The following is a 21,263-nucleotide window of genomic DNA, read 5'->3' as shown; positions in this document are numbered from 1 at the left end:
CCGGTGTCGCACCCCGCCGTACCGCTGAGCGGAATACCCGGTAACTATTTTTCGTTAGCAAAGGTAATGAGTTATGCTAACGACATGCCCGAGATCGTAGCCCAGCAGGTGAAGAGCGACGTCGGGCTGGCGAGCGCCCTGAGGTCGTCCACGCTCCGGCTGTCCCGGCAGATCCGGCGGCAGCGCGAGGACGGGCACGACCTGACCGCGAACCAGCTCGGCGTACTCGGTGCTCTGGGCAAGCACGACGCGATGACGGTCGGTGAGCTGGCCGCGCACGAGCAGGTCAAGCCCCCGTCGATGACGCGGATCGTGTCGAACATGGAGGACGCGGGCCTGGTGGCGCGGCGTCCGCACCCGACCGACAAGCGCCAGATCGTGGTCGAGCTGACCGAGGCCGCGCACGCCCTGCTGCGCGCCAACCGGCGCCGCCGCGACGAGTGGCTGCAGACGAAACTGAAGAAACTGACTCCCGAGGAGCGCGACATCCTGCGCAAGGCAGCACCTGTTCTCGAACGACTGGCGGGCTCGTGAGCCCTACCTTCCGGGCCTTCAAGGTCCGCAACTTCCGGCTCTACGCCTCCGGCGCGATCATCTCCAACACCGGCACCTGGATGCAGCGGGTCGCCCAGGACTGGCTGGTCCTCGAGCTGACCCACTCCGGGACGGCGCTCGGCATCGTCACCGGTCTGCAGTTCCTGCCGGCCCTCCTGCTCTCGCCGTACGCCGGCCTGGTGGCCGACCGGTTCCCCAAGCGCCGCGTGCTGACCGTCACCCAGATGGCGATGGGCAGCGTGGCGCTCGTGCTCGGCACGCTCGCCGTCACCGGCGTCGTGCAGACCTGGCACGTGTACGCGCTGGCCTTCCTGTTCGGCATCGGTACGGCGTTCGACGCCCCGACCCGGCAGGCCTTCGTGGTCGAGATGGTCGGCAAGGACGACCTGCAGAACGCCGTCGGCCTGAACTCGGCATCCTTCAACGCCGCCCGGCTGATCGGCCCGGGCCTGGCCGGCCTGCTGATCGCCTGGATCGGCACCGGTCCGGTGATCATCATCAACGGCTTCAGCTACGCCGCGGTGATCCTCTCGCTGTGGCTGATGGTCCCCGACGAGCTGCACACGCCGAAGATGGCCGGCCGCGAGAAGGGCATGATCCGCGACGGCATGCGGTACCTGTGGCGCCGGCCGGACCTGATGATGGTGCTGGTCGCGGTCTTCTTCGCCGGCACCTTCGGGCTGAACTTCCAGATGACGTCGGCCCTGATGGCCACCAGCGCGTTCCACAAGGGCGCGGGGGAGTACGGCATCCTCGGCTCGATCCTGGCGATCGGCTCGCTGGTCGGCGCGCTGCTGGCGGCCCGCCGGGTCCGGACGCGGGGCCGGCTGGTGATCGGCGCCGCGCTCGCCTTCGGGGTGATGGACGTGGTCAGCGGCCTGATGCCGACGTACCTGTCCTTCGCCGCCGTGCTGCCGCTGGTCGGGTTCACCGCGCTGACCATGCTGACCGCCGCCAACGCGACCATGCAGCTCGGCATCGAGCCGACCATGCGCGGCCGGGTGATGGCGCTCTACATGACGGTCCTGATGGGCGGTACGCCGCTCGGCTCGCCGTTCATCGGCTGGATCGGCCAGGAGTTCGGCGCCCGCTGGTCGCTGGTCGTGGGAGGCGGACTGACCATTCTCGGCACGGTCGGCTCGGTGCTCTACTTCTCCCGCCGGCAGGGCCTCGCGATCCGGCCGCGGCTGCTGCCGCGCCCGCGGCTGGAGGTCCTGCCGCAGAGCGAACTGCTCGCCGACAAGGCGACGGTGGACACCAACCCGAAGGTCGCTTGATCGTTCAGCCACAATGAGCCTGTGACTCATTACGACTTGGTGATCGTCGGTACCGGCTCGGGCAACTCGATCCTCGACGGGCGGTTCGCGGACCGGAAGACGGCGATCGTCGAGCGCGGCACCTTCGGCGGGACCTGCCTGAACGTCGGCTGCATCCCGACCAAGATGTTCGTGCACACCGCCGACCTGGCCGCCATCCCGTCGTACAGCTCCTCGTACGGCGTCGACGAGGACCTGACCGGCGTCCGCTGGCCGGAGATCCGGGACCGGATCTTCGGCCGGATCGACCCGATCGCGGCCGGTGGCGAGGAGTACCGCGAGCACCACGCCGACAACGCCAACGTGACCGTGTACCACGGCACCGGGCGCTTCACCGGGACCAAGGAGCTGTCGGTCACCGCCGCGGACGGGTCCGTCCGGGTGATCACCGCCGACCAGATCGTGCTCGCCGCGGGCAGCCGGCCCAACATCCCGTTCGTGCCCGGCCTGGCCGAGGTCGGGTACCACACGTCCGACACGGTGATGCGGCTCGGCGAGCTGCCGGCCCGGCTCGGGATCATCGGCAGCGGGTTCGTCGCCGCCGAGTTCGCGCACGTGTTCTCCTCGCTCGGCGTCGAGGTCACGCTGATCGCGCGCTCCGGGCTGCTGCTGCGGCACGAGGACACCGAGATCGCCACGCGCTACACCGAGCTCGCCTCCACGGCGTACGACGTACGGCTGAACCACGACACGGTCAGCGCCCGGCGGCTCGAGGACGGTTCCATCGGGCTGGAGACGCTGAGCCCGGGCGGCCGCGACGAGATCGTCGTCGACGAGGTGCTGATCGCGATCGGCCGGCGCCCGAACTCCGACCTGCTCGACCCGGCCGCGACCGGCGTGACGGTCGACGAGGACGAGCGGATCGTCGTCGACGCCCAGCAGCGGACGGTTGTCGACGGCATCTACGCGCTCGGCGACCTCTCGTCGAAGTACCAGCTCAAGCACGTCGCGAACCACGAGGCCCGCGTCGTCCAGCACAACCTGCTGCACCCCGACGCGCAGATCGAGTCCGACCACCGCTACGTCCCGTCCGCCGTCTTCGGCTCACCGCAGGTCGCGTCGGTCGGCCTGACCGAGGAGGAAGCCGTCGAGCAGGGCGTCCCGTACGTCGTCGGCCGCGCCGACTACGCCGGCATCGCCTACGGCTGGGCGATGGAGAACACCACCGGCTTCGCCAAGCTCCTCGCCGACCCGGAGACCGGCCTGTTGCTCGGCGCCCACATCATCGGCCCCCAGGCCAGCTCGATCCTCCAGCCCCTCGTCCAGGCCATGAGCTTCGGCCTCGACGCCCACACGATGGCCCGGGGCCAGTACTGGATCCACCCCGCCCTGCCGGAGCTGATCGAGAACGCCTTGCTGAACCTCCCGCTCGGGAAAAGCTGACCCTCTGGGCAACCGCGGGTCGTAGGCTGAACGCATGCGATTGTTCGTGGCGGTAGTGCCGCCGGTGGAGGTTGTCGAGCATCTGAGTGAGTACGTGGAACCGCGCAGGTCCCACCCGGACGAGGACGTCCGGTGGGCCAGTGACGAGACCTGGCACATCACCCTCGCGTTCCTGGGTGACGTGCCGGAGTGGAAGACCGACGAACTGGGCGAGGGGCTGGAACGGGCCGCCGCCAAGCAGAAGCCGTTCGACCTGAGTCTGGGGCGGGCGGGCGCGTTTCCCGGCGTACCGGATGCTCGGGTGCTGTGGACGGGTGTGCAGGACGAGACCGAGGCGCTCGAGCACCTCGCGATGACGACGCGGTCGGCGGCGAACAAGGCCGGTGTGACCGTGGACGGGCGGAAGTTCACGCCGCACCTGACGCTGGCCAGGATGCGTCAGCCGATGGACGTGGTGCGGTACGTCCGGGTCCTGGACGAGTACCAGGGGCCGACCTGGCGGGCGGACAGCCTGCAGTTGATCTCGTCGCGGCTGGGCGAGGGGCCGAGCCACGGTGCGGCGTACGACACAGTAGGCGAATGGGATTTCTTAGGTTAGCCTTCCGAAGGTTAGACATACCTAAGCTCCAGGAGTACCGCCATGCTCGCCAACTACCTCATCGGCCTCCGTGAGGGACTGGAAGCATCCCTGGTGGTCAGCATCCTGGCCACCTTCCTGGTGAAGTCGGGGCACAAGGACCGGCTCAAACTGGTCTGGGCCGGCGTGGCCGCGGCGGTTGCCGTCGCGGTCGCCGGCTGGGCCCTGCTGCAGTTCATCACCTCGCTGACCGCCAAGTCCTTCACCACCCAGGAGACGATCGGCGGCGTGATGTCGATCGTCGCGGTCGGCTTCGTCACCTGGATGATCTTCTGGATGCGCAAGGCGTCGCGCAGCATCGCCAAGGAGTTGCGCGAGCGAATGGGCGCCGCGCTCGAGGTCGGTCCGTACGCCGTCGTGCTGCTCGCCTTCCTGGCCGTGTTCCGCGAAGGCATCGAGACCGCCTTCATCGTCTACGCCTCGGCCGCCACCGCGACCACCGCGACGCCGTTCGTCGGCGTGCTGCTCGGTCTGGCCACCGCGGTCGCGCTCGGGTTCGCGATCTACCGCGGCGCGGTCAAGATCAACCTCGGCGTCTTCTTCAACTGGACCGGCGCCCTGCTGATCCTGGTCGCGGCCGGCATCTTCGCCTACGGCTTCCACGACCTGCAGGAAGCCAACATCCTGCCCGGCCTGCAGACGCTCGCCTTCGACATCTCCCACGTGATCCCGCCGGACAGTTGGTACGGCGTGGTGCTGAAGGGGATCTTCAACTTCACCCCGGCCCCGACCGTGATCGAGGCGACCGCCTGGCTGGTCTACCTGATCCCCGTGCTGCTGCTCTACCTCCGTCCGGTCAAGCAGACGCCGCCGCCCGCGGTTCCCGCCCAAGCCTGAACCACCGCCTGAACCACCCCGTCCGTCGACAAGGAACGCCATGAACCCGAACACCACCCGCCGAGCCCTCGCCGCCGGCGCCGTACTGCTGCTGGCTGCTCTGGCCGGCTGTGCTGAGGACACTCCGGCAGCCGCGCCCGGTGACACCACCGGGCCGGTAGCGGTGAAGGCTTCCGACGAGGGCTGCGACCTGAGCCGGCGGGATGTGAAGTCCGGGACGAGCACGTTCTCGGTGTCGAACGGTGGCAGCAAGGTCACCGAGTTCTACGTGTACGCCGAGGGCGACCGCGTGATGGGCGAGGTCGAGAACATCGGCCCGGGCCTCAAGCGCGACCTGATCGTGGAGCTGCCGACCGGCACGTACCAGGCGGTCTGCAAGCCCGGCATGATCGGCGACGGCATCCGTGGCGACCTGACCGTGACCGGTGACGCGGCCGCGCAGGTCGACACCGACACCGCGCTGAAGGACGCCACCGTCTCGTACCAGCGCTACGTGAACTCCCAGGCGATCGCGCTGGAGGAGAAGACCACCGAGTTCGTCACCGCGGTCAAGGCCGGCGACGTCGCCAAGGCCAAGGCGCTGTTCCCGGTCTCGCGGACGTACTGGGAGCGGATCGAGCCGGTCGCGGAGTCGTTCGGCGACCTGGACCCGAAGATCGACGCCCGGGTGAACGACGTCGAGCCGGGGACCGAGTGGACGGGCTACCACCGGATCGAGCAGGCGCTGTGGGAGAAGAACACCACCGCGGGGATGGCCAAGTACGCCGACCAGTTGCTCGTCGACGTGAAGACCGTGGTCAGCAAGGCCAAGACCGTGCAGCTGAACCCGCTGCAGCTGGCCAACGGCGCCAAGGAACTGCTCGACGAGGTCGCCACCGGCAAGATCACCGGTGAGGAGGACCGCTACTCGCACACCGACCTGTGGGACTTCCAGGCCAACGTCGAGGGTTCGCAGGCCGCGATCCAGGCGCTCCGCCCGGCCCTGCAGCAGCGTGACGCCGCCCTGGTCACCACGCTGGACACCAATTTCAAGGCCGTCTTCGCCGCCGTCGACAAGTACCGCACCGGCGACGGCTTCAAGCCCTACCAGCCGACCGCCGACGAGCGGAAGCAGCTCGGCATCGTGGTCGACGCCCTGGCCGAGCCGGTCAGCAAGGTCGCCGGAGTGATCGCGAAGAAGTAATGGCTGATCAGAACAAGTCCGGCTCTGCCGGGGACAGCTCCGAGCTGCCCCCGGCTTCCGGCTCCTCTTCTTCCCCCGCCGAGCCCGGGCCGGAGGCCCGGGCTCGGCGGGGTCTTTCCAGGCGGGGGCTCTTCGGCGCAGCCGGCGTCGCTGTCGCGACCGGCGTCGCGGGCTACGCCGCGCACTCCGCTCTCGCAGGGGAAACGTCCCAGGCTGCTGACACCGCCGGCCCGGTCGAGTTCCACGGCGAGCACCAGGCCGGGATCATCACCCCGGCGCAGGACCGTCTGCACTTCGCGACCTTCGACGTCACCACCGACAAGCGCGACGCCGTCATCGCTCTGCTCAAGGAGTGGACCGCAGCTGCCGCCCTGATGACCGCCGGCCGCGACATCGGCCAGTACGGCGCGGTGAACGGCCCCGCCGAAGCCCCGCCCGAGGACACCGGCGAGGCCGTCGGCCTGCCCCCGGCACGGCTCACGCTGACGATCGGCTTCGGCCCCAGCTTCTTCCAGGATGCCAAGGGCAACGACCGCTTCGGCCTCAAAGCCCGCAGGCCGAAGGCGCTCGTCGACCTCCCGCACTTCATCGGGGACAACCTCGACGCGGCCCGCAGCGGCGGCGACATCGCCGTACAGGCTTGCTCCGACGACCCCCAGGTCGCCGTCCACGCGATCCGCAACCTCGCTCGCATCGGCTTCGGCACGACCGCCGTGCGCTACTCCCAGCTCGGCTTCGGCCGTACGTCGTCGACGTCGCGCGCGCAGACCACGCCGCGCAACCTGTTCGGGTTCAAGGACGGCACCAACAACCTCAAGCTCGAGGACACCGCGAAGCTCGAGGACCAGCTCTGGGTCCAGCCCGAGGACGGCCCGGACTGGATGGTCGGCGGCTCGTACCTGGTCTCGCGCCGGATCCGGATGACCATCGAGACCTGGGACCGCACCTCGCTCAGCGAGCAGGAGACGATCGTCGGCCGCGGCAAGGGAACCGGCGCACCGCTGGGCAGGTCCGACGAGTTCGACCCGATCGATTTCGATGCCAAGGGCAACGACGGCGAGCCCAAGGTCGCCACCGACTCCCACGTCCGGCTGGCGCATCCCCAGTTCAACAACGGCGCCGAGCTGCTCCGCCGCGGCTACAACTTCGTCGACGGCTCGGACGGCCTCGGCCGCCTCGACGCGGGCCTGTTCTTCCTCGCCTACCAGCGCGACCCGCGCCGGCAGTTCATCCCGATCCAGAACCGGCTCGCCCGCTCCGACGTGATGAACGAGTACATCCGCCACGTCGGCTCCGGCATCTTCGCCTGCCCCGGCGGCGTACCGGCGGGCTCCTTCTGGGGCGAGAAGCTCTTCAGCTGAACGGCGAACGCCCGGCCCCCCGCACAGGGGACCGGGCGTTTCGTCGTACGAGGAACTACTTGACCGCACCCGCCGTGACGCCGGCGACGAAGTGGCGCTGGGCCAGCAGGAAGCCGATGACCACGGGGATGCTGACGATCAGGGCGGCGGCCATGATCTGGTTCCAGTAGATGTTGGTCTGCGTCGAGTACTGCCGCAGACCCACCGACAACGTCCGGTTCGCCTCGGTCGTCATCACCGACGCGAACAGCACTTCTCCCCAGGCGGTCATGAAGGAGTAGATCGCGACCGCGATCACGCCCGGCCGCGCGGCCGGCAGCACGACGCGCCAGAGCGCGCCCATCGGTCCGCAACCGTCGACCATCGCGGCCTCGTCCAGCTCCCGCGGGATGCTGTCGAAGTACCCGGCCAGCATCCAGATCGAGAACGGCAGGCTGAAGGTCAGGTAGGTGATGATCAACCCGAGCCGGGTCCCGACCAGCTGCACGCCGAGCCCGTTGTTGATGTTCACGAAGATCAGGAACAGCGGCAGCAGGAACAGCACGCCGGGGAACATCTGCGTCGACAGCACCGTGGTGGTGAACACCGTCCGCCCGCGGAACTTGAACCGCGACACCGCGAACGCGGCCAGGATCGCCAGCACCACCGAGAACGCCGTCGCGGCGACCGAGACGATCGTGCTGTTCACGAAGTACCGGGCCAGCGGCACGGTCTTCCACATGTCGATGAACGGGTCGATGGTCAGGTTCGACGGCCACCAGGTGAACGCGCCCTGCACGTCCTTCAGCGGCTTGAGCGACGACGTGACCATGACGTACAGCGGGACCAGCACGAACAGCCCGAGCACGACCAGTACGACGCCGCGGTACATCTTGAAGCCCTGGGTCTCACGCACGACGCGACCGCCTTCCGGTGACGAGCAGGTAGATGCCGGTGACGATCATCAGGAAGATCAGCAGCAGCACGGACATCGCGGCGCCGGTGCCGAAGTTCCAGGTCAGGAACGACGCGTTGTAGATGTGGAACGTGATCAGGTCACCGGCCGGTGGCTGCGCCGTACCGAACAGCACGTACGGCGTGTTGAAGTCGCTGAACGTCCACAGGAACAGCACCAGCACGAGCACCAGGTTGACCGGCCGCAGCGACGGCAGCGTGATGTTGCGCCACTGCCGGATGTTGCCGGCGCCGTCCACCGAGGCGGCCTCGTACAGGTCGCCCGGGATGCTCTGCAGCCCGGCCATCAGCGTGAGGAACGCGAACGTCCACAGCTTCCAGGTCGCGACCGCGATCAGCGAGATCAGCGCGTTGCTGCCGATCAGCCAGAACGTCGTGCCGTCGCTGAGGTGCAGCTGCTCGGCCACGTGGTTCACCGCGCCCGTGTCCCGCTGGAGCATGAAGTTCCAGGTCAGGATCCCGGCGTACGCCGGCAGCGCGTACGGCACCAGGAACAGCGTGCGCAGGATGCTGCGGCCCTTGAACGGCGGCTGCAGCGCGACCGCCGCGGCCATGCCGAGCACCCAGGACAGCGCGACGGTGACGAGCGAGAAGACGACCGTCACGCCGAACGACTTCAGCAGGCCCTCGCCGACGGCGTTGTCGAAGTCGAGCGCGATCTTGTAGTTGTTGAGCCCGGCACCGGGGGCCGCGGACCAGTTCGAGATGAAGAACTTGGTCAGTTTCACGAAACTCATCCAGATCCCGACGATCATCGGGATGATGTGGATGAGCAGTTCGGCCAGCACCGCGGGTGCCAGCAGCAGATAGGGAAGCCACCGGTTCAGACCGGGCCGGCGCTCGAGGCCGGGCTTGCTCTTCTTCTTCGCAGGTCTCGCGGCGGCCGGCGTCGCTTCCTGTGTGGCGACGGACATCTCGGGGGTCGCCTCCTGTCTTCTGGGTGCTGATGGGCTGACGTGTTCAGTGGCCCGGGCTCGTTCGCCCGGGCCACTGGTCACACGGTCAGCTGCTCGCGGCCACCTGGTCCTGGGCGGTCTGCAGCGCCGCCTTGACGTCGTCGGCGGACACGGTCCCGCCGGTCGCGATCTTGGCGAACATGCTGTTCATCGCCTTGCCCACGGTGGACTCGAACTGGTCCTCGGCCGGCACCAGCGGCAGCGGCTTGGACTTGGTGTTGTAGATGTCCTGGAACGTCGCCGCCTCGGTCGCGTCGGTGGTGAAGACCGGCTTGGCGTCCTTGAGCACCGGCAGCGAGGAGAACGGCTTGCCCAGCGTGGTCTGGGTGGTCGCGTCCGTCATGTACTTGACGAACTTGAGCGCCGCGTCCTTGTTCTTGGTGTTCTTGAAGACTGACAGGTTGATCCCGGCCACGTGGCTGGCGACCTGCTCGCCGGAGGCCGGCGCGGGGAACGGTACGACGCCGTACTCGCCGGCCTTCATGCCGTTGGCGACGATCGAGGAGTCGGCGTTGTTCTGGTTGATCACCATCGCGACCTTCTTGGTCGCGAAGTCGTTCACCGACTTGGTGCCGTTGTCGTACTGGGCGTTCGACGGGTTGGCGACCTTGTCCTTCTGCATCAGGTCGAGGTAGCGCAGCACACCCTGCACGTTGCCGTCACCGGTGAAGGTCGGCTTGCCGTCGGCGTCGAACCAGTCGGCCTTGTTCTGCGCGGCGTTGATGAACGCGAAGTGCACGTTCTCGGTGTAGCTGCCGGCCGCGAGCGCCATGCCCCACTGCTTCTTGGCGGGGATGGTCAGCTTCTGCGCGGCCGTCACCATCTCCTCCCAGGTCTTCGGCGGCTGCACACCCGCCGCGGCGAACATCGCCTTGTTGTAGTACAGGCCGTAGGCCAGACCGTAGAGCGGGACCGACGTCGGGTCGGTGCCTTCCTTGCCGCCGGTCGCCAGAGCCGTCGGCACGAACTTGTCCTTCCCGCCGATCGCCGTCATCGCGTCGCCGTCGAAGGGCATGAACGCATCGGTCGCCTGCAGCGAGGCGGCCCAGGTGTTGCCGATGTTCACCACGTCCGGCGCCTGGCCGGAGGTGATCGCGGTCTGGATCCGGGTCTGCAGGTCGTTCCAGCCGATCACCTCCAGGTTGACCTTCACGCCGGTCTCCTGGGTGAACTTCTCCAGCACCGGGGTCAGGACCTGCTTGTCGTTGTCCAGGCTGGTGCCCTGGTTGCTGGCCCAGTAGGTCAGCGTGGCGTCTCCGCCACCACCGCCGGAGGAATCACCGGAGTCGCTGCCACCACAGGCGGCCAGGCTGATTCCCAAGGCGGACACCGCTACTGCGGCTACAAGCGAACGCAGTCTCACGTCGGACTCCCTCGTCCCATCGAGCCTCTGGCAGGGAGCAGAGGCTGGTTGTTAGGGCCCAGAGTGGCCTAACCGGTTAAGTTGGTAAACCCTAACCGGTTCAGTCGGGTCTGGTTCGTTACTGCTCCGTGACCAGAACGGAACCGGCTGCGGGTTATCGGCAGCTTCGCGCACGAGTGCGCAAGGTGCGGTTGCGGCAGTGTTGCGATTTCAACTTACTCCGGGTTCCCGGCCCGGTACGGCGCGCGAGCGCTCGACTCGCGGGCCCGCAGTACCCCGCCCGGAGCCTCCACATGCAGCTGGGCGTCGCCGGCCGCGATCCGGAACAGCAGGTCGGCCGCGGCCCGGCCGCGTTGCATCGTCTGCTGGTCGACCGCGGTGATGCCCGGCCGGGCCAGCTCGCACAGGGGTGAGTCGTCCCAGGCGACGATCGACAGCTCGTCCGGTACGACGGTGCCGAGCTCGGTGGCGACCCGGAGGGCCGCGACGGCCATCAGGTCGTTGCCGAGCACCAGCGCGGTCGGCCGGTCGCTGCCGGTGAGGACCTGTCGGGTGATCTCGGCGCCGTCCTCATACCGGTAGTTGCCCTCGTAGTGGCGGATCCGGACGCCCCGCCGTACGGCGTGCTCCTGGAGCAGCTGCACCCGGAGCTCCTCGTGCACGAAGTGGAAGGGCCCGCTGACGTGGGCGATGTCCCGGTGGCCCAGCTCGACCAGGTGGTCGAGCAGGAGCAGCACGGTCTCCTCCGGCGAGCTGATCAACCGGCCGACCCCGTCCGCCGGAGCGTTCGAGCTGACGACGACGCTCGGCACGCCCAGCTCCTTCAGCAGCGCGATGCGCGGGTCGTCGTGGTGCTCGTCGAACAGGATGAACCCGTCCACGCGGCCCTGGCGGCTCCAGCGCCGCAGGACGTCCAGGTCCTCGCCGTGCTCGCCGGTGAGCCGGAGCAGCAGGGAGGAGTCGACCTCGTTCAGGTACTGCTCGATGCCGACCAGCGTGCGCATGTAGAACGCTTCGGTGGAGATCAGCGCGGGGTCGCGGGCGATCACGATGCCGATCGTCCGGGTCCGGCTCGCGGACAGCGCGACGGCGGCCGAGTTCGGGTGGAAGCCGAGCTCCTCGGCCAGCTGGAGCACGCGCTGCCGGGTCTCCTCGCTGACGCCGGACCGGCCGTTCAGGGCGTAGGAGACCGAGGCCTTCGAGATGTCCAGGCGGCGGGCGAGGTCGCTGATCGTGACCCGGCGGCCGGGGCGTGCGGCAGTGCCGGCCGGGGTGTCGCCGGCGGTCTGCTCGCCGTCCGAGGATCCGGTGTCGATCATCTGTGTCTCCCGCCCCGCATGTTCCGGAGAGTAGCAGCGCGTCTCAGCGACTGGCCGTCGTGAGGCGCGCGTCACGAGTTGCGGATAGCGTTATCCCATGGTCGATCGCCTGGATTTCCTGCCCTGGGAGTACGCCCGCCGCGCCACCGAGGAGGAGCGTGCCGAGCAGGCCGAACGCCACGGCGAGCTGACCGGCAAGGTCGAGCTCGCCGCCGACGTGTACGTCGCCTCGACGGCGGCCGTCTTCTGTGACGAGCTCCGCATGGGGGAGCGGTCGTACCTGGCCGCGAACAGCTACGTGACCGGCGAGATCAGCCTCGGCTCGGACTCCACGGTCAACCCGTACGCCGTGGTCCGCGGCAAGATCACCATCGGCGACGGCGTCCGGATCGGCGCGCACGCGTCGCTGCTGGCCTTCAACCACGGCAGCAGCCGGACCGACCAGCCGATCTTCCGCCAGCCGCACACCGCGCGCGGCATCACCGTCGGCGACGACGTCTGGATCGGCTCGAACGCGATCGTGCTGGACGGCGTCACGATCGGCCCGCACAGCATCATCGGCGCCGGCGCGGTGGTCACCAAGGACGTCCCGGCGTGGTCGATCGCCGCCGGCAACCCGGCACGGGTGCTCCGGGACCGGCGCCAGCCGGCCGCGGTCCGCTCTGCTGCGGCCGGCTCCTCGGGCGCCGCCGCCGCCTCGGCTTCCGCCGGTACCGGTGCAGACCTCCCCGAACGTCTCGCCGCCTTCGCCTCCCGCGCTCGCGACCAGGTCGGCGACGTACTGGCCCGCTCGTACGACGGCGAACGCTTCATCGACCGCCCCGGCATCGACGCCGAGCCCGCGATCCGCCCGTGGTGCGACGCGATCGAGATCTCCGACCTCCTCCTGCGCCGTACGCCGGAAGGCCACACCGCCGAGGACCTGATCCGCCGCCTCCGTTCCCGCCAGGACCCGGCGACCGGCCTGGTCGCCCCCGGCGACCTGGCGGGTAACGACAAGCCCGACTTCACCGGCCTCTCGGTGCTGCAGGGCCCGGCCAGCTACCACATCCTCTGCGTCGGCTACGCCCTGCAGTTGCTCGGCAGCAGCTTCGAGCACCCCGTCGCCCTCCCGTCCGACCTGACCCGTCAGCTCGACGAGTTGCCTTGGGCAAGGCACTCCTGGAGCGCCGGCAGCGGACTCGATGCCCTCGGCACCGCGATGGCCCGAAACATCCATGACCACAAGGAAGATCCGGGCGACACGTTCTTCACCACCTTCGGCTGGCTGACCGCCCGGGCCGACCCGGCGACCGGCACCTGGGGCAACCACCACCCCGACGACGGCTGGCTGCAGGTCGTCAACGGGTTCTACCGGCTGACCCGCGGCACCTACGCCCAGTTCGGCCTGCCCCTGCCGTACCCGGAGCAGGCGATCAAGACCGTGCTGACCCACGCCCAGGACCGGACGGCCTTCTCGAGCGACGGCTACAACTCCTGCAACTTCCTCGACGTCATCCACCCGCTCTGGCTGGCCGGCAAGCAGACGTCGTACGGGCGCGCTGAAGGTGAGCGCTGGGCCGTGGACGCGCTGGACGGCATCCTGACCCGCTGGGTCGACGGTGAGGGTTTCGCCTTCGCTCCGGACGGCACCGACAACCGGTCGATCCCCGGGCTCCAGGGCACGGAGATGTGGCTGGCGGTCATCTGGCTGCTCGCCGACTACCTCGGCGCGGCCGAGCACCTCGGGTACGAGCCTCGTGGTGTCCACCGGCCCGACCCGCTGGTCACTCCGCCCGGAGGTCATCTACTAGCCTGAGCCGGTGGACCCCCGGACCCGACGGCTCGTCACCTCTGTCGTACTGCTGGCACTTGTCGCCATCGTGGTGATCGCCTCGCTCACCCGCTGAGGTCCTGGCGAGCCGGGCGGTAACCTCGCGCCAATGACGAGCACAACGCGGTCGCCGTACCTGATGCGCGCGGGACTGGTCCGCAACGTCCGCAGCGGCGAGCACCTGACCACCTTCGTGGTGTCCGGCGTGGCAACCGTGCTGATCACCCGGCTGATCCTGCAGCTCAGCGGCTACCCGCAGATCGGCGGCAAGGGCCTGCACATCGCCCACGTCCTGCCCGGCGGGCTGCTGATGCTGGTCAGCATCGTCCTGCTGCTCGCGTACGTCGGTCCGGTGGTCCGCCCGGCGGCCGCGCTGGTCGGTGGGATCGGCTTCGGCCTGTTCATCGACGAGGTCGGCAAGTTCGTCACCTCGGACTAGAGTTTCGGGCCGTTCGGCTAAGGTAGCACGCATGCCACTCACCGCGAGCATCCTCGGCCGGCTATCCAAGGCCAGCGACGAAGAGAACCTGTCCCTGCAGGGCTGGCTTGACCGCTGCCGCGAGCTGGCCGCGCGACTGGGCGCCATCGTGGTCGGCGAGCACATCGACGACGGCGTCTCGGGCGCGCTGAAGGACCGGGAAGGACTGCGGGCCTGGCTCGCCGACGGGGCGACCGGCCGCGCGGACATCCTGATTGCTCCCCACACCGACCGGATCACCCGTGACGGCCTAGAGACGGCTGTGCGGGTGCTCGAACTGGTCGAGGGGAACGCCGAGGGACAGCCCAAGCCCGTCCGCGTGATGACTCTGAACGGGTTGGACAGTGACAACGACAACGCGTTCCGCCTGCAGTTCGTCATCGAGGCCGAGCTTGCCCGCGCCGAGCTGAACCGGATCAAGGCACGCGCCAAGGAACGTCGCGTCAACCTGGCCAAGGCCGGCCGGTATCCGGGCGGCGTCGTGCCGTTCGGTACCAAAGTCGTCCTGGTCGAGGATGAGCAGGGCCGCAGGGTGAAGGTCCTGGCCGCCCGTGAGGACGAGATCCCGCTGACACGGGAGGCCGCGCGGCGTGCGCTCGCTGGCACGTCGCTGCGCACGCTGGCACGCGAGTTCAACAGCCGAACGGTCCCGTATGTCGCGGCGGCCGGCGAGCAGCACGCGCCACGACCGCACGGCAAGTCAGGCACCTGGGGCGCAACCAACCTGATGGAGACCCTGCTCTCCGACGCCTCGGCCAAGTTCGCGCTCGACACCGCAACCGTCCGTCAGCTCATCCTGAAATTCGCTCCGGAGGTCGACGCGGTCGGCAAGCCGATACCGAAGGCGAAGCGTGGCGGTGGCCGACCGACCGAGCGATTCCTGCGCGGCGGCGCGCTGATCTGTGGGGGCTGCGGCCGGCCGCTGGAATGCGACGAGAAGCGGTACAAGTGCCGTTCCTTCCACGAGGGGTTCCCGTGCGACGCTCCGGTCTCGATCCACGCGAAGATGGTCGAACCCTTCCTCACCGACGAGATCCTGACGGCGTTCGGAGATGTGCCTTACCTGGAGCGCGTGACCAGCGTGGCCGGCGCCGACCAGTTAGAGGCCGCGATCCAGGCCGAGGAGGCAGCACAAGCCGCGTTGCTGGCTGGCCCAGACGGCGACACCCTGGCCGCCTTCCAGGCCGCCCAAGAGGCGCGTCGTACGTTGGAGGCCGCGCCGGAAGAGCTGATCACCAAGGTGGTCGCGAGCGGCCGAACGATCCGATCGACATGGGAGGCTGGCGACGCCGACCAGCGCAACACGATCGTCCGGCAGGCGCTGCGGGGCCCGGCGGTCATCCGGCCGAGCGTCAAGGCCGACCGCAAGCGCGCGACCATCGCCGAGCGGGTCGAGTTCGAATGGGCGATCGGCGACTACTCCGGCTGGCCCGCCTAGCCCGTGTAAACACAGCAGAGCCCCGCTTCCCTTGCGTACAAGGGATTGCGGGGCTCTCTGCTGTGGTGGTGCGGTCAGATGGTCAGCATGCCGGCGGGCTGCGGCGCCGGCTCGATCCCGACAACCTGTTCGCCACCGTCGTACGGCGCGACGTACTTGCGCCACTCGCGGTACGTCTGCGGGGTCATCGCATCCCAGCTCGGATCGATGAAGACCGCCTCGAACTCCGGCCGGCCATCCTCCGGGTCATGCGTCACGTACCACCCGATCAGCGGGTAGTAGCTGTCCTCGACGGTCGTCGTGTCGTCCTCCTGCTTGACCGGGCCACGAGTGTGCAGCACCTGACCAGGTGCGCACGGGTGGAACTGGCCGGCAGTCTTGGCGTTCTCGTTCATGGTGGTTCTCCCTTGTGGGGTTGGGGTTTCGTGGGTTACTGCGGGAGGCGGTAGTGCGTGGTGGTCTGGCCGAACGGGTCGCGGTCCTGCCGGCGGGTGAGCTTGCCGGCCAAGCCGAGCTTCGTCAGCGCGTCGTCCAGTAGGTCGCGGTCACGGTGGGCGATCGTCCTTCGCAGAGCAGCGCCGGCCAGCTCTCCGCCTTGCTGGCGGATGACCCGCAGGACGTTCTTGCCGATCCGGTCCAACGTGCGGTCATGGACGAACTCGTCCGTGACGACCTGCTGAACTCCGGCGGCAACACCGCGCGCCTCGCTCAGCTTGGTCTTCTCGTCGTTGAGCACCTTCTGCACGGCCGTGCGCGTCTCGTCGGACTTGGCCATGACCTGGCCGGCCACGTCCCAGTCATCCTCGGTAACCACCCGCCGGCCGTCGATGATGCACAGCGCAACGGCGACCTTCTCGCGACACAGCAGGGAATGCCCGTCGAGAGCCTCGGTCTCGCCGCGCAGCGTCGCGAGGCGGTTTGCCCGGATGGTCTCCCAGATCACCTCAGGCAGCTTGAGCGGGCCCGTGAGCCAGCGCCCCGCTGCGCGTAGATCCCTGGCCGGCGGCGCATCCGGTACGTCGCCGGTCGCCTCGGGGTCCTCGGTGGGCAGCCACACGAAACGCTGCGGCGTGCCACCGTCCGACTCGTCCAGCAAGGCGAACGCGCGCGCCGGCTGCACGCCGACCACGAGGCCGAGCCGGTAGGTATGCGCCTCCAGCGGTAGTGCCTTCTCGCGGTTCGCGTAGCTGAACCCGAGCCGCTCGCCGGACCACGCGGACCGCAGCGTCGGCATGAGCGTGCTGGACTGCCGGCCACCAAGGGCAGCCATCTGGTCGATCTCGGGCGCCGTGAACAGCACGCTGTCACGAATGCGCTGCGGACCCTTGTTCCCCTGCTCGTCGGTGCCGTACTGGCTGTACAGGTGCATGATCCCCTCGCCGGACCCGAGCGTCGCGACTTCCAGGTCACCGAAGTTGATCGCGTCACGCGCGGCAGACTCGGCCGCACCCTTCCCGCCGCCAGAACGGCCGACCAGAGCGACGAACAGGTTGAGGCTGGCCTCACCACCCACGATGGGTGGCAGGGTGGTGCTGGGCGGGACGGAGCACGTCGCGCGGCCCATGACGGCGCCGAGCACGGCCCACGGGCTGGCCATCCGGGCCCGAGCGAAGTCACGCAGGTGAGACAGGCTCTCGCGCTGGTCCCAGAAGCCGGCGAACGGGTCAGGCTCCGGCTCATCGCGGACCACGGACAGTGCGGGCTTGGCCGGCGGGTTGGCCTCCCTCTCCGCCCGCTTGGCCTCCTCGGCTGCCTCGTGGTCGATGCACGGCTGGCAGTCGTCGCTGCATTCGCAGGAGCTGATCGCGTGCAGGAAGCCGGTGCAATCCTTCGCGCAGCCGGCAATCGTGTCGTCCGGGGTGTGGGTGTCAGCGGTCATGGGTGGGGTCCTCCTGGTCCGCACTGAACGTGGCAGCGATCAGGCCGAGCTCAGCGGCGAGCTCAGCGGGGGAGTGCGGCAGCCGGGACCACGCCTTGATCAACGTCACCGCTTGGTCAGGCGGGAAGGCGTCAGCGTGGGGCATCTCGAAGAACAGCTCTGCGGCCTGGCCGACGTTCATCGGTGACCGCCGCCGGCCAGGACCTGCGAGAGATAGTCGAAGTACGGATCGGTCTCGGGATCGATCGGGTCCCGTGTAAACGACGTACTGCCGTCGTCAGGCAGGGCCAGGCGGTACGTGCCGTGCCGGCGATCCTTCTGAACCGTGCACCGCGCCTCGCGGATCAGCGGGGCGTCGATGGCCAGCTCGGTGGGTACGACGTGTTCGTGTTCGGCCGAGCAGTACGGGCAGGCGACGACGGCGAGGCGATGACCGGCCGACCAGCGCCAGGCGGTCACCGGCGCGACCTTGAGCTGACGGGCGTGCTCGTTTGCAAACTGCGAGCCGCGAGGGCTGAACTTCGCGTTGGGGTTCATGGTGGACTCCGAAGGATGGGGCGCGAATGGGGGTACGGATCGCGCGCCCGGCGTCCCTTCGGAGGGGACCTACGCGGGGCCTGAGTCCTGGCGGCATCTCGCCTACCAGCTCACCACCTGACCGGTGGATCTACGTCCCGCGCACCTTGCGACTTACCTCTACTGTCCCAGACCTGGAGAGGCCGCGTCGGAGTGAAATCGAGAAAGTCAATGTGAGCTACACCACACAATGGGCGCCACGCTGTGTAACCATGCCGACCAGACGCAGGGCGTGTACGCAGGGGTGGACATGCGGGTGTACCTGTACACCCTGGCGAGTGGACAGATGTCAGAAAACCTGTCAAAAGTTCTACAGCCTGTAATTAGCTATAACTCTAAGTAGTCAAGATAACTGATTATAGGGAGATCCAGGGTGGTGGACGATCACTCGGGCGGGTGTACATGTACACCGCCCTCAGATGTACACCGCCCCGCCAGTAGGCCGGCGGTAGTCACACGCAGTGGTCGGCTACCTGACAACCTGCCCGATCCGCCCCGATGCGTAGGCAGGCTACGTATAATGGGGATGGCTGGTCATGGGGTCTGGCCGAGGGGGTGGGCCCCCTGCCTCACAAGGCAGGGGGCCCGTCTGATTCCCGGGTAGGGAGGTGGGTGGCATGGCCGGCTGGGATGGCAAGGGCAGCACGCGGTACTGGCGCGAGGTCGTACGTCCCGTCGTACTGGAACGCGATGGCTTCCGCTGCCAGATCAACGGGCCCGGGTGCACTGGCCGGGCGACTCACGTGGATCACAAGCTCGGCAAGGGCGTGAGCGAAGACCTGACCGACATGCAAGCAGCATGCGAGCACTGCAACACGAGCAAAGGTCGACCGACCGGTGACCCCGAGCCCATCACCGCGACGAAGTGGTGACGGGACCCATGAACATCGCGAGTCCGTCGAGTCGCGTCGAGCTGGCCGGTTTTTCCCGCAGCCTGGCCGGCCAGGACACCGCCGCCCTCTCCGTATCCCCCCTAGAACTTGGGGAAACGGCCACGGGAGAGACATCCTCTCGCGTAAAATTGGGAATGGACACGAAGACCTGCACCAAGTGCAAGAGGACCCTGCCGACCGTCGAGTTCGCCCGAGACGCTTCGAAGCGCTGCGGATTCAAGTCGATCTGCAAGGGATGCGACCGAGCCAAGGCCGGCGCCTACTACCGAGCGAACCGTGACCGCAGGCGGGCCTACTGGCAGGCCAAGCGCGACGAGATGTCTGCCGCCTACTTCGTGCTTCGCGCTGTGCGGATCTACGGCGGCCAGTGCATCGAGTGCGGTTCTGTGGAAGACCTGGAGTTCGACCACGTCGACAACAACGGCGCCGCGCATCGAGAGGTCGAGACCCTGCAGGCGGTGCTTCGCCGGATCGTGCGCACCGGCCAGCCCATCACCGACTACCGCTTGCAACTGCTGTGCAAGCGCCATCATCTGGCTAAGACGCTGGCGACGAGGGGGCAAGCCGCGTGACGATGAGTGAAGAGGTCGCCCGGACCCTCGCCGGCCTGCGGGTGGACAGCGACCAGCACGCCGGAACCGTCGAGCTTGCCAAGCGATACGCCGCGATCCTGGACGAGTACGCCGGAGATCCCGCGACTACCGCCCTGGTCGGTCCCAAGCTGGCCGCCGTCCTTCGCCAGATCCGCCAGGACGCCGAGGGCCAGCCCGCCGCACAGGGCCCTAGCCGTCTGCAGGCTCTACGCGGGGTTCAGGCAGGGTGACGACGCTCGTGGCCGCAGGCAGGCGTACAGAGCCGCTGGTCGGCAACCCTGAACCGAACATCTCGCCGGCCCCGACGCCCGGTGCCTCAACGCTCGGCCCGCAGTTCGCCGAGTTCTGCGAGCTGGCCGGCGCCGATCTGCTGCCGTGGCAGCGTCGCTGGGCCGACATCGCGTTCGAGGTGGACGAGCATGGGCGGTTTACACGCTCGGTCATCCTCACGCTGCTCAGCCGCCAGCAGGGCAAGACGTACCTGCTCCGCCTGGTCGCTCTGTGGTTCCTCTACCTCCGTGGGGCCCGGCTCGTGCTCGGCGCCGCCCAGTCGCTCGACATCGCTCGAGAGTCCTGGCAGGGCGCGCTCGACGTGGTCGAGGACTCACCCGAGCTGGCCGGCGAGCTGGGCCGCGTACGACGCGTCAACGGTGAGCAGGAGTTCGAGGCCGCCGGCGGCCGGTACAAGATCACGGCCAGCAACGCCAAGGCCGGCCGAGGTCTGTCCGTCGACCTGCTGATCCTGGACGAACTGCGCACGCAGCGGGACTGGGCGGCCTGGTCGGCTCTGTCGAAGACCACCATGGCCCGACCCGGCTCACTCATCGTCGCGATCTCCAACGCCGGCGACGACCAGTCCGTCGTACTGAACTCGCTACGGGCTGCAGCGCTGGCCGGCGACGACAGCATTGCCCTGATCGAGTGGTCAGCTCCGGACGGCTGTGACCTGGACGACGTCGAGGCGTGGAAGCAGGCCAACCCTGCCCTCGGTCACACCGTGGACGAGCGGTCGATCCGGACCGCGCTGGCCACTGATCCGCCGGCCACCTTCCGGACCGAGGTGCTGTGCCAGCGGGTCAGCTCCCTGGACAGCCCGATCGACCTGGCGGCCTGGAACGACGGCAAGGACAAGATCGGCTCGCTGAACTTCGCCCGTGATCGGGTGGTGGCCTGCCTCGACGTCGCTCCCGACCAGCGACACGTAACCCTCGCGGCCGCCGCGACCATGCCGGACGGGCGAGTCCGGGCCGAGGTCGTTGCGGCCTGGTCGTCGCCGGACGAGGCACGCAAGGCGCTGCCGGCCCTGCTGGAGCGGGTCAGGCCGCGAGCCCTGGGCTGGTTCCCTGGCGGGCCCGGTGCTGCCCTGGCCGCCGACCTGCGCGACCTGAAGCGGGCCCACGAGCTGAAGGCCGGCGACGTGCCGGCGGTCTGTCAGGGCTTTGTCGAGCAGGTCTCGGCCCGCCGACTGCTGCACCCTGGCGATCCGCTGCTGACCAGCCAGGCCGCCGCCGCTGGCAAGCTCCGCCGGGGTGATGGCTTCGTGTTCTCCCGCAAGGACGGGCACGTTGACGCGGTGTACGCGGCGGCCGGCGCCGTCCATCTGGCCCGCACCCTGCCCGTGGTCGGCGCGCTCCGGGTGATCCTGCCTGACTGACAGTGAGCCCGCGGACTACTCTCCGTGACCTTCGATCGAGCCACATCTATACGTACACGTACGCGTATAATCGGG

General features: G+C 68.6%; 22 protein-coding genes. 14 read left to right on the top strand and 8 right to left on the bottom strand.

Features of this window, described 5'->3' with window-relative positions; genetic code table 11:
* The first annotated feature begins 84 nt into the window (after positions 1-84).
* Genes ACLQ2O_RS23690 through efeB form a run of 7 tightly spaced genes read left to right on the top strand, consistent with a single transcriptional unit; the run spans position 85 to position 7,272 of the window.
* A complete protein-coding gene (locus ACLQ2O_RS23690; RefSeq protein ID WP_425834917.1) occupies positions 85-534 on the top strand; it encodes a MarR family winged helix-turn-helix transcriptional regulator in 450 nt (149 codons plus the stop codon).
* Positions 531-1,832 carry an MFS transporter gene (locus tag ACLQ2O_RS23685; protein ID WP_425834915.1) on the top strand — a complete coding sequence of 434 codons (1,302 nt, stop codon included), beginning with the start codon at positions 531-533 and terminating at the stop codon, positions 1,830-1,832. The genes ACLQ2O_RS23690 and ACLQ2O_RS23685 overlap by 4 nt, the downstream gene beginning before the upstream one ends.
* A gap of 21 nt (positions 1,833-1,853) precedes the next feature.
* Positions 1,854-3,254, top strand: coding sequence for a mycothione reductase (locus tag ACLQ2O_RS23680; RefSeq protein WP_425834913.1), 1,401 nt, complete (start codon positions 1,854-1,856; stop codon positions 3,252-3,254).
* A gap of 34 nt (positions 3,255-3,288) precedes the next feature.
* Positions 3,289-3,852: an RNA 2',3'-cyclic phosphodiesterase gene (gene thpR / locus ACLQ2O_RS23675; RefSeq protein ID WP_425834911.1), complete on the top strand. Its 564-nt coding sequence runs from the start codon at positions 3,289-3,291 to the stop codon at positions 3,850-3,852.
* 42 nt (positions 3,853-3,894) lie between these two features.
* Positions 3,895-4,728, top strand: coding sequence for an iron uptake transporter permease EfeU (efeU, locus tag ACLQ2O_RS23670; protein ID WP_425834909.1), 834 nt, complete (start codon positions 3,895-3,897; stop codon positions 4,726-4,728).
* A gap of 40 nt (positions 4,729-4,768) precedes the next feature.
* Positions 4,769-5,911: an iron uptake system protein EfeO gene (gene efeO / locus ACLQ2O_RS23665; RefSeq protein ID WP_425834907.1), complete on the top strand. Its 1,143-nt coding sequence runs from the start codon at positions 4,769-4,771 to the stop codon at positions 5,909-5,911.
* Positions 5,911-7,272 carry an iron uptake transporter deferrochelatase/peroxidase subunit gene (gene efeB / locus ACLQ2O_RS23660; protein ID WP_425834905.1) on the top strand — a complete coding sequence of 454 codons (1,362 nt, stop codon included), beginning with the start codon at positions 5,911-5,913 and terminating at the stop codon, positions 7,270-7,272. The genes efeO and efeB overlap by 1 nt, the downstream gene beginning before the upstream one ends.
* 55 nt (positions 7,273-7,327) lie before the next feature.
* Here the strand turns inward: efeB and ACLQ2O_RS23655 are convergent, their stop codons facing one another.
* The 4 genes from ACLQ2O_RS23655 to ACLQ2O_RS23640 form a co-directional block, all read right to left on the bottom strand.
* Positions 7,328-8,167: a carbohydrate ABC transporter permease gene (locus tag ACLQ2O_RS23655; RefSeq protein ID WP_425834903.1), complete on the bottom strand. Its 840-nt coding sequence runs from the start codon at positions 8,165-8,167 to the stop codon at positions 7,328-7,330.
* Positions 8,160-9,140 (bottom strand): carbohydrate ABC transporter permease, encoded by a 981-nt coding sequence (locus ACLQ2O_RS23650; RefSeq protein ID WP_425834901.1) that lies wholly within the window; start codon positions 9,138-9,140, stop codon positions 8,160-8,162. The genes ACLQ2O_RS23655 and ACLQ2O_RS23650 overlap by 8 nt, the downstream gene beginning before the upstream one ends.
* 88 nt (positions 9,141-9,228) lie before the next feature.
* Positions 9,229-10,545, bottom strand: a complete 1,317-nt coding sequence (locus ACLQ2O_RS23645; protein WP_425834899.1) for an ABC transporter substrate-binding protein — start codon at positions 10,543-10,545, stop codon at positions 9,229-9,231.
* A 215-nt stretch (positions 10,546-10,760) separates the two neighbouring features.
* Entirely contained in the window at positions 10,761-11,864 is a 1,104-nt protein-coding gene (locus tag ACLQ2O_RS23640) for a LacI family DNA-binding transcriptional regulator (protein ID WP_425834897.1), read from the bottom strand.
* Positions 11,865-11,961: 97 nt separating this feature from the next.
* Between ACLQ2O_RS23640 and ACLQ2O_RS23635 the strand changes: the two genes are divergently transcribed.
* The 3 genes from ACLQ2O_RS23635 (at position 11,962) to ACLQ2O_RS23625 (ending at position 15,593) form a co-directional block, all read left to right on the top strand.
* Positions 11,962-13,662, top strand: a complete 1,701-nt coding sequence (locus ACLQ2O_RS23635) for an acyltransferase (RefSeq protein WP_425834895.1) — start codon at positions 11,962-11,964, stop codon at positions 13,660-13,662.
* 124 nt (positions 13,663-13,786) lie between these two features.
* On the top strand, positions 13,787-14,116 hold the full coding sequence (locus ACLQ2O_RS23630; protein WP_425834893.1) for a hypothetical protein: 330 nt from the start codon (positions 13,787-13,789) through the stop codon (positions 14,114-14,116).
* Complete coding sequence (locus tag ACLQ2O_RS23625; protein ID WP_425834891.1) at positions 14,058-15,593, top strand: recombinase family protein; 1,536 nt, start codon at positions 14,058-14,060, stop codon at positions 15,591-15,593. Before ACLQ2O_RS23630 ends, ACLQ2O_RS23625 begins: the two co-directional genes overlap by 59 nt.
* Positions 15,594-15,667: 74 nt before the next feature.
* On the opposite strand, the gene ACLQ2O_RS23620 is transcribed toward ACLQ2O_RS23625, so the two are convergent.
* The 4 genes from ACLQ2O_RS23620 to ACLQ2O_RS23605 are packed head-to-tail and all read right to left on the bottom strand — an operon-like array spanning position 15,668 to position 18,009.
* Complete coding sequence (locus ACLQ2O_RS23620; RefSeq protein WP_425834889.1) at positions 15,668-15,988, bottom strand: hypothetical protein; 321 nt, start codon at positions 15,986-15,988, stop codon at positions 15,668-15,670.
* A 35-nt stretch (positions 15,989-16,023) separates the two neighbouring features.
* On the bottom strand, positions 16,024-17,472 hold the full coding sequence (locus ACLQ2O_RS23615; protein ID WP_425834887.1) for a hypothetical protein: 1,449 nt from the start codon (positions 17,470-17,472) through the stop codon (positions 16,024-16,026).
* Positions 17,462-17,653: a hypothetical protein gene (locus ACLQ2O_RS23610; RefSeq protein WP_425834885.1), complete on the bottom strand. Its 192-nt coding sequence runs from the start codon at positions 17,651-17,653 to the stop codon at positions 17,462-17,464. Before ACLQ2O_RS23610 ends, ACLQ2O_RS23615 begins: the two co-directional genes overlap by 11 nt.
* A complete protein-coding gene (locus ACLQ2O_RS23605) occupies positions 17,650-18,009 on the bottom strand; it encodes a hypothetical protein (RefSeq protein WP_425834883.1) in 360 nt (119 codons plus the stop codon). The genes ACLQ2O_RS23610 and ACLQ2O_RS23605 overlap by 4 nt, the downstream gene beginning before the upstream one ends.
* Positions 18,010-18,665: 656 nt before the next feature.
* Between ACLQ2O_RS23605 and ACLQ2O_RS23600 the strand changes: the two genes are divergently transcribed.
* The 4 genes from ACLQ2O_RS23600 to ACLQ2O_RS23585 are packed head-to-tail and all read left to right on the top strand — an operon-like array spanning position 18,666 to position 21,188.
* On the top strand, positions 18,666-18,920 hold the full coding sequence (locus tag ACLQ2O_RS23600; protein ID WP_425834881.1) for an HNH endonuclease: 255 nt from the start codon (positions 18,666-18,668) through the stop codon (positions 18,918-18,920).
* Between the two features lie 8 nt (positions 18,921-18,928).
* Positions 18,929-19,513, top strand: coding sequence for a hypothetical protein (locus ACLQ2O_RS23595; RefSeq protein ID WP_425834879.1), 585 nt, complete (start codon positions 18,929-18,931; stop codon positions 19,511-19,513).
* The gene (locus tag ACLQ2O_RS23590; protein WP_425834877.1) at positions 19,510-19,764 is read left to right on the top strand and encodes a hypothetical protein; all 255 of its coding nucleotides are present in this window, start codon (positions 19,510-19,512) and stop codon (positions 19,762-19,764) included. The genes ACLQ2O_RS23595 and ACLQ2O_RS23590 overlap by 4 nt, the downstream gene beginning before the upstream one ends.
* Positions 19,761-21,188, top strand: a complete 1,428-nt coding sequence (locus tag ACLQ2O_RS23585) for a hypothetical protein (RefSeq protein ID WP_425834875.1) — start codon at positions 19,761-19,763, stop codon at positions 21,186-21,188. Before ACLQ2O_RS23590 ends, ACLQ2O_RS23585 begins: the two co-directional genes overlap by 4 nt.
* The last annotated feature ends 75 nt before the right edge of the window (positions 21,189-21,263 follow it).

Origin of the sequence: Kribbella sp. DT2, assembly GCF_049844575.1 — a bacterium.
Classification (GTDB): Bacteria; Actinomycetota; Actinomycetes; order Propionibacteriales; family Kribbellaceae; genus Kribbella.
This window is presented reverse-complemented; position numbering and strand designations above follow the sequence as displayed.

Coding starts and splice junctions, on each gene's coding strand:
- ACLQ2O_RS23690 (WP_425834917.1), top strand. CDS start 85: ATGCCCGAGATCGTAGCCCAGCAGGTGAAGAGCGACGTCGGGCTGGCG.
- thpR (WP_425834911.1), top strand. CDS start 3,289: ATGCGATTGTTCGTGGCGGTAGTGCCGCCGGTGGAGGTTGTCGAGCAT.
- efeU (WP_425834909.1), top strand. CDS start 3,895: ATGCTCGCCAACTACCTCATCGGCCTCCGTGAGGGACTGGAAGCATCC.
- efeO (WP_425834907.1), top strand. CDS start 4,769: ATGAACCCGAACACCACCCGCCGAGCCCTCGCCGCCGGCGCCGTACTG.
- efeB (WP_425834905.1), top strand. CDS start 5,911: ATGGCTGATCAGAACAAGTCCGGCTCTGCCGGGGACAGCTCCGAGCTG.
- ACLQ2O_RS23650 (WP_425834901.1), bottom strand. CDS start 9,140: ATGTCCGTCGCCACACAGGAAGCGACGCCGGCCGCCGCGAGACCTGCG.
- ACLQ2O_RS23640 (WP_425834897.1), bottom strand. CDS start 11,864: ATGATCGACACCGGATCCTCGGACGGCGAGCAGACCGCCGGCGACACC.
- ACLQ2O_RS23635 (WP_425834895.1), top strand. CDS start 11,962: ATGGTCGATCGCCTGGATTTCCTGCCCTGGGAGTACGCCCGCCGCGCC.
- ACLQ2O_RS23630 (WP_425834893.1), top strand. CDS start 13,787: ATGACGAGCACAACGCGGTCGCCGTACCTGATGCGCGCGGGACTGGTC.
- ACLQ2O_RS23620 (WP_425834889.1), bottom strand. CDS start 15,988: ATGAACGAGAACGCCAAGACTGCCGGCCAGTTCCACCCGTGCGCACCT.
- ACLQ2O_RS23615 (WP_425834887.1), bottom strand. CDS start 17,472: ATGACCGCTGACACCCACACCCCGGACGACACGATTGCCGGCTGCGCG.
- ACLQ2O_RS23610 (WP_425834885.1), bottom strand. CDS start 17,653: ATGAACGTCGGCCAGGCCGCAGAGCTGTTCTTCGAGATGCCCCACGCT.
- ACLQ2O_RS23605 (WP_425834883.1), bottom strand. CDS start 18,009: ATGAACCCCAACGCGAAGTTCAGCCCTCGCGGCTCGCAGTTTGCAAAC.
- ACLQ2O_RS23600 (WP_425834881.1), top strand. CDS start 18,666: ATGGCCGGCTGGGATGGCAAGGGCAGCACGCGGTACTGGCGCGAGGTC.
- ACLQ2O_RS23595 (WP_425834879.1), top strand. CDS start 18,929: ATGAACATCGCGAGTCCGTCGAGTCGCGTCGAGCTGGCCGGTTTTTCC.